The following is a 12,750-nucleotide window of genomic DNA, read 5'->3' as shown; positions in this document are numbered from 1 at the left end:
GTCGGTTCTCGCGGATGTGGCCACGGCATCCGAACGGGCCGGTCGCACCGGTGAGTCGCTCCTGGTCTCCGCCGACCTGGTGGTGTTCCTCGACGACGACCGCGAATCCGGCGCAGCCCGGCTGCGTCGACTGGACGACCTCCCCGGGATCGAATTCGCCTCCGCTGCCACCGTGTTCACCGGCTCCGCGGACGAGCTCGCGGACCGGCTCGCGGCATGGCAGCAGCTGGGATTCGACGGCTTCCGGTTGCGACCGGGAGTCGCCGTCGACGATCTGGAGGCCGTGTCGTCCCGGCTGGTGCCGATCCTGCAGCAACGCGGCCTGTTCCGCACCGCGTATCCGGACACCTCCCTGCGTGGGCTGCTGGGCCTGCCCACCGACGTCCCGAACCGCTATGCCACCGGCTTCCCCGCCGCCTGAGCCACTGCCTTCAGACAAGGACACGTACACGATGAGCACACATCCAAGAAGCAGGTCATCCTCGGCGCCTACCTCGGCGGCGTCAACCACCACACACTTCTTCTTCCTCGCCGAGGGTCTCGCCCTGCGCGAGCGCGCCGGGCAGATCTTCGACCAGGACATCATCGGCCGCCCCGACACTTTCACAGTGCTCGCGTCCCTCACCGCCGTCACCGATCACCTCGGACTGGCCGGAACCATCAACGCCACGTTCAACGAGCCGTATGAACTCGCGCGGCAGTTCGCGTCGCTCGATCAGCTGTCGGGTGGTCGAGCGGCGTGGAACGTGGTGACGTCGTTCGACCCGTTCACGGGGCAGAACTTCCGCCGCGGTGGGTTCCTGGACCACTCGCAACGCTACGAGCGCGCCGAGGAGACCGTCGAAGTGGTGCGGCAGCTGTGGGATTCGTGGCGCGGTGACGACGTTCTGGCGGACAAGGAAGACGGCCGCTTCCTGCGCCGTCCGGACGCCGGAACCTTCGACTATCATGGCAGTCACTTCGACATCCGCGGCCGGTTCACAGTGCCGCGCAGTCCCCAGGGCCGACCGGTCCTCCTGCAGGCCGGCGTGTCACCGCAGGGGCGCGATTTTGCGGCAGGCAACGCCGACGCGATCTTCTCGCCCTACGGGAAGCTGCCCCAGGCCGCCGAGTTCTACCGCGACATCAAAGCCCGTGCCGTCTCGTTCGGGCGGAACGTCGACGACATCAAGATCCTCCCCTCGGCAAGCTTCGTCCTCGGCGACACCGAGGCCGAGGTATGGGAGAAATACCACGAGGTCCGCAACGAGCAGGTCATCGGTCAGACCGCGCTGATCCTGCTCGAGCAGATCTGGAACCGCGATCTCTCCGCGTTCGACCCCGACGGACCCGTCCCGGGCATCGAACCGGATCCCGACGCGCCACCGATCATCCAGGGCCGCGCATTCACCTATCAGGACCGGTTCGAGACCGTCGCGAGGTTACGAGCGGTGTCCGAGGAGAAGAAGCTCACCTTGCGGGAGACCGTCATCGACCAGTTCGAACGTGGCCCGATCGTCGGCACCGCCGCGCAGGTCGCAGAGAAGATCGATGCGTTCGTGCAGAACGACGGCTCCGACGGATTCATCATCGGCTCGCACCTCGTGCCTTCCGGTCTCGACGAGTTCGTCGATCACGTGGTGCCGTTGCTACAGGACCGGGGCGCGCTGCGCACCGAATACACCGGAACCACGTTGCGCGACAACCTCGGCCTGCCGGTGCCGCACGACCGGGTTTCCGCAGCCACCCAGGCGTAGATCTACGGCACGACGCTGTGGCCTATGGCGTCACCACTACCGCCCCGCAGTCGTATCACGGGCGATCTACGCGGTGATCATCACTGCATGGATCGGCGCATTCCTGAATTCCCTGCGCGAATACCTCCGCGACCGCGAACGCGAATCCGCCGACGCAATCAGCGCAGCGGCACAGGCCGCCGCCGGTCCGGAACCCGCACTGCCATAGTGCGCCCAACCCGACCCGCACCGGCGTAGCTGGTCCGAGACCCGAGATCAGCTCGCGGGCGGCGTACCGATCACCGACGCACCCTCGGGTGACAGGAATGCCGGCGGGGTGCCGTTGAGGACATAGTCGCCGAGCTGCTGCTCGCGGTAGATCAGAGGGTTGTGAGAGGCGAGGGTTCGCACGTTGCGCCAGTGCCGGTCGAACTGATACTTGCGGTCCAGCGCGGACGCACCGCCCACCTCGAAGATCTCCGTCGTCGTCTTCAACCCGAGCCCGAGAACGACGGACTGCGCCCGGTACGCGTCCAGCTCCGCCTTCAATTCCAGCGCCACAGCCTCCTCCTCCCCATTCGGGGTGCGTTCCGCTTCCGGGGTGATGGTCAGCGCGTACCGGGCATCGGCCGCGGCGTCGAGTGACGCGGCGGCATCGAGGACGGTGGCGCGGATCGCGAAGGCGGCGGCGTCGGCGCGGCCCACGACCTGCTGGATCAGCGGGTCCTTCGCGGCAACAGGGGCTTTCGCCTGCGGGTAGGTGCGGTGCCTGCGGCGGACGAAGTCGGCGATCTCGTCCGTCGCCCGGCGGACGATGCCGGCGATCGTCGCCAGGTGCGTCAGCTGGAAGTGCGCGAGATGCCCGGCGGTGCCGCCCGGTGGCGGGAACAGGAAACCGACACCCTCCACCTCGGCGTCGGTGAAGACGGTGGTGCCGCTGGCGCTGGCCCGCTGCCCGAACCCGGCCCAGTCGTCGATCCGCTCGACGCCCGGGTCGTCCGCTTTGACGACGGCGGTGTGCCGGTCGCCTGCCTCGTCGAGCACCGCGACGGTGAGGTAGTCCCCGTAGAGGGCGCCGGTGCTGTAGTACTTGGTGCCGTTCACCACGAGGCGGCCGTCCACCTCGCGCAGCGTCGTCGCGGGCTTGTGGAACGTGCCCTCCCGTTCGCTGACCGCGGTGCCGAACACAATGCCCTCACCGATGCGGCGCAGCCACTCCTGCCCGCGCGGGGTGTGACGCTCGCGCCAGCGGTCCTCCACGAACCGGGAGTGCACCCGAAGTGCGTGCGGGAGATTCGATTCCGCGGCCGCGAGCTCGATGACGAGCAGGTAGAGCTGTCGCAGGCTGGCACCGTCGCCGCCGAACTCCCGCGGCACCCGCACAGCGGGGAACCCCACCTCACGGAGCCACCCGGCCTGCTCGAGGGCGAGTCGGCCACTCGTTTCCCGCTCGAGGGCCCCGTCGGCGATCCGTGCGAACACGGGGCGGTACTTGGCGAGCAGTTCCTCGTCGGTGGGGCGGGCACTCGCGCTCACGGGTTCGACGGCAAGATCGGTGGTCATCGGTTCTCCTGGGTGGAAAGGGCGGTGCGCGGGTCGGGAAGGCCGAAGCGGCCACGGATGGTCGGCGAATCGTATTCGGTGGGGAACACGCTCTCGGCCTGGAGGATCGGGACCACCTGCTGCACGAAGCGCTCCAGATCGTCGTGCAGCAGCGGGAAGTGGACGTTGTAGCCGGACACGGCCCCGGCCGCCCACCAGTCGATCAGCGCGTCGGCGACCTCCTTGGGGGTCCCGATGACGAGTCGATGGCCCCCTGCGCCACCGACCTGTCGGATGATCTGCCGGGTGGTGGGTTCCTCGGTGCGCACCAGATCCTGGACCGCCCTGCTGAAACCGACAGGGCGGGTCTGGTCCTCTTGCGGCTCGAACCATTCCGCCTTCAGCGGTCGGTCGACGTCGACGGACCGGGGAAACGCCGGGTTCAGTACGCGTTGCTGCTCGAGGAAGCGAGCGATCAGATCGTCCTCGCTGCCGGCGCCGCTGAACACCTCGTGCCGACGCAGCGCCTCCTCTCGGGTGTCGCCGAGGTACACGTTGACGCCGGGAAAGAGCCGGATGCTGTCGGCGGGCCTGCCGTGCCTGCGGGCGGCAGCGTCGAGTGTGGTCGCGTAGTCGAGTGCCGCCCGCTTCCCCAGCAGCGCCGCGTACACGATCTCGGCGTGCTTGCCTGCGAAGTCGATACCCTGCGCGGAGGCGCCTGCCTGCGAGATCACCGGGTGCCCCTGCGGACCGACCGGGACGTTGAGGGGGCCACGCACGTCGAAGAACTCGCCGTGATGGTCGATCGTTCGCGCCGTCGTCTCGTCCCACAGCGGACCCGTGGGCTCCGGTCCCTCCGGGGTGTCCCAGGACAGCCACAGTTCCTTGACGACCCGGAGGAACTCGTCGGCCTTGCGGTAGCGGTCCTCCCGGTCGAGCAGTTCGTCCGCCGAGAAGTTCGCGGCGATGTCGGGGTTGAAGTTGGCGACGGCGTTGAAGATCACCCGTCCACCCGCGATGGAGTCGAGACTCGCGAGTCGGCGGGCGAGGTTGTACGGCGAGTTGTAGCTCGTCGACGCCGTCAGCACGAAGCCGATGTCCGGGATCGCACCCGCGATCGCCGAGAACAGCACGATCGGGTCGAACAGGTGGCTCGGCCCGTTGTCGGCGGTGCGTTGCAGCGCCGGATGATCCGACACGAACACGGCGTCGAGGGTTCCCGATCGCGCGATCTCGGCGGACCGCCGATAGTGCTCCCAGTCCGCGAAACGGTTCCACGTGGTGCCGGGCCAGTTCCATGCCTTCTTCGACGCACCGGCACCGACGATGGACGCCGCGAGCGTCAGCCTCCGCTGTGGTCGCCGTGCCGGCGTGTCGGTTCCGGTGCTCATGTCGAATGCTCCGTTCGGTGGATGTGGAAGGGCGCAGCATCAATAGGACTCCGCCGCAGCACTTTCCGCTGGGCACAGCGCCCCTCCCATCTCACCGACTCACCGCCGGTCCCGTCAACGAATACGATCGCGGTGGTTGAAATACCGAACACTGATGGGACAGTGAGTTTCTCGCCGGACATTCGCGGCACGCGTCCCGCCGATGACAACACTGGAACCAGCGTGATTTCATTTCCGAACTCGGCGCATCGGTGCGGGTCACGGGCGGGCGCACGGTTCGGGCATCGTCTCCACGACCGTCGGCGCCCGATACCCGGGGCTACGGTGTGGCCATCGGCCGCCGCGCCGCGAATCATTCCAACCGCTACCCAGCGAAGGTGGGCAACACTCCGTGAGCACTTCATCGATCGACAAGGCCTCCACCGTCGAGAAGACCATCGACGTCGACACCCTCCGCGTCTGGCTGGCCGACGATGCGGAACTCGCCGTCCTCGACATCCGACCGAGCGACGAGGTCGGCTACGCGTCGCCACTGTTCGCCACCAACATTCCCGCGGACCGCCTCGAGGCCGAGATCGACCGGTACGTGCCACGCGCGGTCGTACGGACCGTCCTCGTCGACGGCGGTGACGGCGTGGCGCAGCGCCTCGCCGAGCGCCTCGCCGAGACCGGGCGCAGCGAGGTACACGTCCTCGCAGGCGGCATCCCCGAGTGGACCCGGAACGGCACCGACGACCTGCCGACCTTCGACGTCCCCGGCAAAGACTTCTCCCTGGGAATCCGCGACGAACGCGACACCCCCTCGGTGTCCGCCGCCGAACTCCAGTCCCTCAAGGATCAGGGCGCCGACGTCGTCGTCATCGACACCCGCACCCTGCCCGAGTTCACCGCCGGCCACGTTCCCGGCGCGGTCGGCGTGCCCGGCGCAGAGTTGCTGCTGCGGTTCGCGGACGTCGTGCCCTCCCCCGATACCCACGTCGTCGTCTCCTGCGCGGGCCTGCCCCGCGCGATCATCGGCGCCCAGACGCTCATCGACTCCGGTGTCCCGAACAAGGTTTCCTACCTGCACGACGGCACCCGGGCGTGGAAGGAGGAGAACCTCGAGCTGGAAACCGGCGCGACCGCCGTCTACGCACCGGTCGACCGCGCCGCGCGGGAGGCAGCCGCGCAGCGTGTGGAGACCATCACCGCCAACGACACGTTCCCCCGCATCGACGTCGAGACCGCGCAGGCGTGGGCTGTCGACCCCGACCGCACCACCTACCTTCTCGACGTTCGCACGCCGGAGGAGTTCGAGCAGGGGCACCTACCCGGATCGATCACGTCCGAGGGCGGGCAGCTGCTCGGGGTCTCCTACCGCACCATCGCCGTGCGCGGCGCGCGCGTGGTCTTGATCGACGACCTCACCGGTGCCCGCGCCGCGGTCGTCTCGCACTGGCTCCAGCGCCGCGGATTCGAGATCGCGCTGCTGCTCCACGATTTCGAGTCGGGCGTCGCCCGATGACCTCCACCCTGGACGTGTCGATCGACGCGGGCAGCGCCGACCGGGTCGACGCCGCCGACGAGCACCCACTGGTGTCGCAGGTTCGGGACTTCGCGTACAACACGCTCGCACCCCGGGCTCTGCAGACCGACCGCGAGGGCGTCACCGCCGACACCGTCGAGGAACTGCGGCGGCTCGGGCTGCTCAACCATCTGGCCCCGGCCCGGTTCGGTGGCGCCGAGTTGGACAAGGCCGCCGAACGCCGGGTCCACGAGCACCTCGCCTACGGCGACTTCAACACGTGGCTCGCCTGGGCACAGCACACGGGGTTGATCGTCCACTTCACCGCTCTGGCCGACAGCGGCGAACGGATCGGCGAACTCGGTGAGCGGGTGCTACGCGGGGAGATCCTCACCGGGACCGCGATCAGCGACGCCCGGCACTACCCCACCCGATATGTCCGCGCCACCCCGGTCGACGGCGGATGGACGATCACCGGCACGGTGTCCTGGGTGAGCGGCTGGGGGCTCAACACCCTGCTGTCCGTCGCCGCGATCGACCCCACGACCGAGACCCAGCTGCTCGCGCTGATCCCGGCCGACGACGAGCGGTTGCGTGCCGAGCCGCTGGGTCTCGTAGCCGCCAACGGAAGCCGCACGTGGCGAGTCACTTTCGAGGGAGCCTTCGTCGCCGAGTCGAACATCGTCACACGCACCCCGAGATCCGAATGGAATCACCGTGATCAGAACATCGTCAGCGACGTCAGGCCGCAGGTGTTCGGGGTCGCGCGCGCGATCCTCGACGAATTGGACGCCTCCGGCACCGAAGCGGCCGTCGCGGTGGCGCAGGCATGGGCACCGCAGTTCACCCGCTATCGGGCACTGGCCTACTCCCTGACCGATCGGGCGACATCGGATCCGAAAGGCCCGCAGTACTTCGAGAACCGGCTCACGCTGAAGGTCGAGGTGCTCCGTTCGCTGCACGAGATCGCCCGGGCACTGACCGTCTCACGGGCGGGCTCGGGGATTCTCGACACCGATACCGCTGCGCTGCACGCCCGTTCCGCGCAGTTCCTTCAGATCCAGAGCCAGAACGAACACTCGCGGACAGCCCAGCTCGCACACATCGCGGCAGCGGCACACCACCGAGAACCTGTGGCGTGACAGGGCACACAGGAGTCCCCGCAGGCGATTGCCGTTAGATTCACTGCGCTTTAATATCGTGCCCGCCAGGAACTTTGACCACATATTCCTGCGCATGGAAACAACAGTTCACGCCCCACGGCCGGTGCGCGAGCGCCGACGACGATTCCGAGGCGTGTTCGGCGTTCTCGCACTGACCGGTGTCCTCGCTCTGACCGGATGCAGCAGCACTGTCGACGCCGCGGGCGGCACCGGAAGCGGCTATCCGCAGACCGGCGGCACCCTGCGGATCGCGCTTCTCAGCTCCCCCGAGTCGCTCGACCCACACCTGAACACGTCCTTCGCGGCCAGCAACTACGGCAACAGTGTCTTCGACAAACTGACCTGGCAGGATCCGGAGACCGGCGAAATCGGTCCCTGGCTGGCCACCGCCTGGGAGGTCGACGACACCAATACCGAATTCACGTTCACGCTGCGTGAGGGCGTCACCTTCAGCGACGGCACCCCGTTCAACGCCGACATCGTGAAGAAGAACTTCGACCAGTACGTCTTCGGAGATCCGGCGCTCGGCATCAAGCCCAACGGCGCCACCCACCTGAAGTCCTACCAGGGCAGCGAGGTCGTCAGCGACAACGTCGTCAAGATCGTCTTCAAGTCCCCCTCGGCCAGCTTCCTCCAGTTCATCTCGTACTCCGGCAACAACCAGCCCGGCATCATCGGCCAGAAGACCCTCTCGTCGAACGCCGAGCAGCGGCTCGACCCGACGAACATCGTCGGCACCGGTCCGTTCGTCGTGACCGAATACGCGCCCAAGGAGCGCACGGTGCTCACCAAGCGCGCGGACTACAACTGGGGCGCTCCCGGACTGAACCACGAGGGCCCGGCCTACCTCGACAAGGTCGAGTTCGTGACGATCCCCGAAGCGAGCGTGCGCACGGGCGCACTGCAGTCCGGAGAGGTACAGGCTGCGTTCGACATCCTGCCCACCGACGAGACGGTCCTCGAGGCGCAGGGCTTCGATATCACCTCCCGGACGATCGCCGGGCTCAACCTCGGCTGGAACATCAACACGAGTCTCGAGCCCACCAACGACATCAACGTCCGTCGCGCGATCGTGCGTGCCACCAACCGCGCCGGGTTCAAGGACACCGTTCTCGCTCCGTCCGAGGGGCAGGCGAAGTCCGTACTCGCCGCCCACGTCCAAGGATCGACCGACTACACCGACGGGGTGTTGAAGTTCGACCTCGAGGAGTCCAAGCGGCTGCTCGACGAGGCCGGCTGGAAGGTCGGGGCCGACGGCATACGGGAGAAGGACGGAAAGAAGCTGACACTCAAGGCGACCGGGCACTATCTGGTGCCGAACAGCCGCTACACGTACGAATCGATCCAGGCGTCGCTCCAGGAGATCGGCGTCGACCTCGACTTCCAGTTCGACGCGAGCAACATCCCGACCGACCAGGTCAACAAGGAATACCACCTGATCAACACCAACCGTAGCCGCAACGATCCCGCGATCCTGAACGTCAACTTCAACCCCGACCGGGGCAACTCCGCCCGCATCCCCGCGGACTTCCCCGACCGGCAGAAGATCGCCGACACTCTCGAAGCACTCGAGTCCACGCTGGACCCGACGCAGCGGGGCGCGCTGACCGAACAGGCGCAGGAACTCGTCCTCGACGAGTACGTCCTGTACGACCCGGTGTTCGAGCCGTCCCAGGTGGCCGCGTCGAAGGGTGTCCACGACATCGACCTCGACGCCACCAGCCGGCTGCACTTCCTCCGCACCTGGATCGACCAGAGCTGATCGACCCGTCCCGGGTCGGTCCCCCGACGGACCGGCTCGGGACGCCGGGCAGACACACACTCGCAAAGGATTTCCATGGCACGCTACGTCCTCCTGAAGCTGGGGCGAAGCCTGGTGGTGGTGTGGGGCGCGTTCACCGCCTCCTTCATCCTGCTGTACACGCTGCCCGCCAGCCCGGTCGAACTGCTCTTCAACCCCGAAGAGCGCAACGACATCTCGCCCGAGGCCTACGCGCAGATCGAGCAGCAGTACGGCTTCGACCGCCCGGTATTCTTCCAGTACCTCGCCCGACTCTGGGCCGCACTGCATCTCGACTTCGGGTCCTCCGTCCAGAACGGCAAACCGGTGGTGACAGCGATCGCCGAGGCCCTCCCGAAGACCGTCGTGCTGGCCGTGGCCGCGCTGGTGCTCGCGGCGTTCATCGCGCTGGCAGTCGCCTGGGTCGCCACCTACATCGAGTCCCCGTGGCTGCGGAACGTCATCGCCGGGCTGCCGCCTCTGCTGGTGTCGTTCCCGAGCTTCCTGCTGGGTCTCATCATCATCCGGGTCTTCTCGTTCCAGCTCGGCTGGTTCCCTCCGATCAGCCGCGACGGCCTGCACGGGCTCGTGCTCCCCGCCTTCGCGCTGGCGATCCCCGTCGCCGGCCCCATCGCCCAACTGCTGTTGCGCAATTTCACCACCGAATACGGCTCGCCCTATGTGCTGACGTCGTTCAGCAAGGGCCTGCGCAAGGCGACCGTGATCAGCGGCGACGTCCTGCGCAACGCCAGCCTGCCCGCCCTCACCCAGGGCGGCATCATCGTCGGCGAACTGCTCGCCGGTGCCGTCATCACCGAGACGATTTTCTCCCGCAACGGGATCGGACGACTCACCGAGCAGGCGGTCCGTGCGCAAGACGTGCCCGTCGTCCAGGGCGTCGTCATGTTCGTCGCCCTCGCGTTCGTCACGGTCAACTTCGTCGTCGACGTCGCCTATCCCCTGATCGACCCTCGACTCAAAGCCGCCCGCGAAGGAATGCTTTCATGACGATCGACAGCGACCGCACGCTCGTGGCCGAGCCACCGGTGGCCGACCCGGTCCCGGCTACCGTCCCGGAACTCGCCGCGACACCACCGCTCCTCCCGCCACCGGTCGACACACCGGACGCACCTCCGCGGCGACGATTCGGGGCGCTTCCCTCGATCGTGTCCCGCCCGGGTCTCGTTCTGGCGATCCTGATCGTCGCCCTGGCCGTCGCCTGGTGCTTCGTGCCCGGACTGTTCGCCGGGAAGGACCCGTACCTCCCGGACTCCACCGCGATCCTGGTCGGCCCCAGCGCCGAACACCTCTTCGGCACCGACCGTCTGGGCCGTGACATCTACTCACGGACCGTGCACGGCGCGGTGATCACGCTCAGCGCGACACTCCTCGCCGTTGCCATCGCCTTCGTCATCGGGACCGTCCTGGGCGCGATCGCCGGATTCGTGCGCGGCGCGGTCGAACTGGTCATCATGCGTGTCGTCGACGTACTCCTGTCGGTGCCCGGACTACTGCTCACCATGGTCGTGGTCTCCGCCCTCGGTTACGGCACCATCAACGTGGCGATCGCGGTCGGCGTCTCCGCTGTCGCCAACTTTGCCCGGGTGATGCGCGCCGAGGTGCTGCGTGTCGTCCAGGCCGACTACATCGAGGCCGCCGCGAGCATCGGCACCCCGCGACTCACCATTCTCACCCACCACGTGCTGCCGAACTCGCTCAGTTCGGTCGTCTCCCTCGTTCCACTGCAGTTCGGTGCCTCGATCCTGGCGATTGCGGCGCTCGGCTTCCTCGGGTTCGGTGCTCCGCCACCGGAACCGGAATGGGGCCTGCTGGTCTCCGAGGGCCGTGACCTCCTCGCAGTCGCTCCCTGGATCGCTCTGCTCCCCGGCTTTGTCATCCTGGCGGTGGTCTTGTCGAGCAACCGCATCAGTCGCGAACTGCAACACGACGGAGGAATCCGATGACCCTGTTGTCTTTCGAGGACGTCGAGATCTGGTACACCGGCCGGGGCCGGAGCGCGACCAAGGCGGTCTCCGGGATCAGCCTCGACGTGCAGGCCGGTGAACTGGTCGCCATCGTCGGCGAGTCCGGTTCCGGCAAGTCCACCCTCATCCGGTCATCGATCGGCCTGTTGCCAAGCACCAGCCGGGTGAGCGGGCGAATCCAGCTCGGCGGCAAAGACGTCGCCGGATGGAGCCAGAACAAGTTCGCCCGCCTGCGGGGCAGCTATGTCGGCTTCGTCCCGCAGGATCCCGGCGTTTCGCTCAACCCGGTCAAACCGATCGGCAAGCAACTGGAAGACGCACTGCGCAACCGCCTCGGAAAGAGCCACCTCCTTCCGTTCACGACCTCGGCGCAGCGGCACAACCTGAAGTCACAGACACTGAAGTTCCTGGAACTGGCGGGCCTTCCGGATCCGTCCCGCATCTACGCGAAGTACCCGCACGAACTGTCCGGCGGCATGAAGCAACGGGTGCTCATCGCGATCGCCCTGTCCGGCGAGCCGGAGCTCCTCATCGCCGACGAACCGACCAGCGCGCTGGACGTGACGGTGCAGAAACAGATCCTCGACCACCTCGACCGGCTCCGCACCGAACTGGGCATCGGCATCCTGCTCGTCACCCACGACCTCGGGGTCGCGCTCGAACGCGCCGACCGCGTCGTGGTGATGCGCAGCGGCGTCGTCGTCGAGGAGGGCCGCAGCGACACCCTCCTGCACCACGCGAGCGATCCGTACACGCGGCGGCTCCTCGACGCCGCTCCCGGTCTGCATGTCGGAACCCTGGAGCCGCGGCCGATTCGGGTCGGCACGCTCACTCCGCACTCGTCCGCCGAACGCACCTCCGCCGAGTACGCGATCGAGGTGAAGGGTGTGTCGAAAACGTTCCACGCGGCGCACAGCAGCGCGGAACCGGTGGTCGCGGCCGACGACGTCTCGTTCCGCGTCGCGACCGGAACCACGCATTCACTCGTCGGCGAGTCCGGTGCCGGCAAGTCCACGATCGCCCGGATCGTCGCCGGCCTGCGTACTCCCGACGAGGGCGAGGTCACCCTCCTCGGGCAGGGCGACACCTGGAGCCGCCGGCAGCTGAGCAAGCGCCTGCAGTTCGTGTACCAGAACCCGTATTCCTCTCTGAATCCCCGGCTCTCGGTCGCCGACCTGATCACCGCGCCGCTGCGTGTGCATCGCAAGGACATCGACCGCCGGCAGCGGCACGCGATCGCCGAGGAACTTCTCGACGGCGTGCGGCTGGACCGCAAGTACGCCTCCCGCCGGGCCGGGGAGCTCTCCGGCGGGCAGGCGCAGCGTGTCGCGATCGCTCGCGCTCTGTCCCTGAATCCGGAGATCGTCATCCTGGACGAGGCGGTGTCCGCGCTCGACGTGTCGGTACAGGCGGAGATCCTGCAACTGCTCGTGGACCTGCAGGCCGCGTACTCGCTGACCTATCTGTTCATCACGCACGACCTCGGAGTCGTGCGGCTGATCGCGGACACGGTGACGGTGATGCGTCGCGGGAACGTCGTCGAATCCGGGCCGACGGCACAGGTTCTCGATGCACCCACGGACGAGTACACACGCCGGCTCGTCGACTCCGTGCCGGGCGCCGAGGCACTCCGCATCCGTGCGTGAGTGCGGCAGCCAGGGTTGCCGCAC

10 protein-coding genes and 1 pseudogene are annotated in these 12,750 nt (G+C 67.6%); 9 read left to right on the top strand and 2 right to left on the bottom strand.

Annotated elements, in window-relative coordinates; translation table 11 throughout:
* The 3 genes and pseudogenes from ACFTZB_RS34795 to ACFTZB_RS34785 all read left to right on the top strand — a co-directional run.
* Positions 1-421: pseudogene (locus ACFTZB_RS34795) on the top strand (FMNH2-dependent monooxygenase); the annotation flags it as partial.
* Between the two features lie 31 nt (positions 422-452).
* Positions 453-1,736 carry an NtaA/DmoA family FMN-dependent monooxygenase gene (locus tag ACFTZB_RS34790; protein WP_378438760.1) on the top strand — a complete coding sequence of 428 codons (1,284 nt, stop codon included), beginning with the start codon at positions 453-455 and terminating at the stop codon, positions 1,734-1,736.
* 73 nt (positions 1,737-1,809) lie between these two features.
* Positions 1,810-1,944: a hypothetical protein gene (locus ACFTZB_RS34785; protein WP_378438758.1), complete on the top strand. Its 135-nt coding sequence runs from the start codon at positions 1,810-1,812 to the stop codon at positions 1,942-1,944.
* A gap of 47 nt (positions 1,945-1,991) precedes the next feature.
* Here the strand turns inward: ACFTZB_RS34785 and ACFTZB_RS34780 are convergent, their stop codons facing one another.
* Positions 1,992-3,278: an acyl-CoA dehydrogenase gene (locus ACFTZB_RS34780; protein ID WP_378438756.1), complete on the bottom strand. Its 1,287-nt coding sequence runs from the start codon at positions 3,276-3,278 to the stop codon at positions 1,992-1,994.
* Positions 3,275-4,648, bottom strand: a complete 1,374-nt coding sequence (locus ACFTZB_RS34775; RefSeq protein ID WP_378438754.1) for an NtaA/DmoA family FMN-dependent monooxygenase — start codon at positions 4,646-4,648, stop codon at positions 3,275-3,277. The genes ACFTZB_RS34780 and ACFTZB_RS34775 overlap by 4 nt, the downstream gene beginning before the upstream one ends.
* 391 nt (positions 4,649-5,039) lie before the next feature.
* Here ACFTZB_RS34775 and ACFTZB_RS34770 point away from each other — a divergent pair, with 391 nt between their 5' ends.
* The 6 genes from ACFTZB_RS34770 (at position 5,040) to ACFTZB_RS34745 (ending at position 12,726) form a co-directional block, all read left to right on the top strand.
* Positions 5,040-6,152 (top strand): rhodanese-like domain-containing protein, encoded by a 1,113-nt coding sequence (locus tag ACFTZB_RS34770; RefSeq protein ID WP_378438752.1) that lies wholly within the window; start codon positions 5,040-5,042, stop codon positions 6,150-6,152.
* Positions 6,149-7,294, top strand: coding sequence for an acyl-CoA dehydrogenase family protein (locus ACFTZB_RS34765; RefSeq protein ID WP_378438750.1), 1,146 nt, complete (start codon positions 6,149-6,151; stop codon positions 7,292-7,294). Before ACFTZB_RS34770 ends, ACFTZB_RS34765 begins: the two co-directional genes overlap by 4 nt.
* Before the next feature lie 154 nt (positions 7,295-7,448).
* Positions 7,449-9,077: an ABC transporter substrate-binding protein gene (locus ACFTZB_RS34760; protein ID WP_378438748.1), complete on the top strand. Its 1,629-nt coding sequence runs from the start codon at positions 7,449-7,451 to the stop codon at positions 9,075-9,077.
* Between the two features lie 75 nt (positions 9,078-9,152).
* A complete protein-coding gene (locus ACFTZB_RS34755) occupies positions 9,153-10,103 on the top strand; it encodes an ABC transporter permease (protein WP_378438746.1) in 951 nt (316 codons plus the stop codon).
* Positions 10,100-11,059: an ABC transporter permease gene (locus ACFTZB_RS34750; protein ID WP_378438744.1), complete on the top strand. Its 960-nt coding sequence runs from the start codon at positions 10,100-10,102 to the stop codon at positions 11,057-11,059. The genes ACFTZB_RS34755 and ACFTZB_RS34750 overlap by 4 nt, the downstream gene beginning before the upstream one ends.
* Complete coding sequence (locus ACFTZB_RS34745; RefSeq protein WP_378438741.1) at positions 11,056-12,726, top strand: ABC transporter ATP-binding protein; 1,671 nt, start codon at positions 11,056-11,058, stop codon at positions 12,724-12,726. Before ACFTZB_RS34750 ends, ACFTZB_RS34745 begins: the two co-directional genes overlap by 4 nt.
* Positions 12,727-12,750 lie beyond the last annotated feature (24 nt).

This window comes from Rhodococcus sp. NPDC057014, from assembly GCF_042673295.1.
Taxonomy (GTDB): domain Bacteria; phylum Actinomycetota; class Actinomycetes; order Mycobacteriales; family Mycobacteriaceae; genus Rhodococcus_F.
The sequence above is the reverse complement of the archived record's forward strand: the minus strand, read 5'-3'. Positions and strand labels throughout refer to the sequence as shown.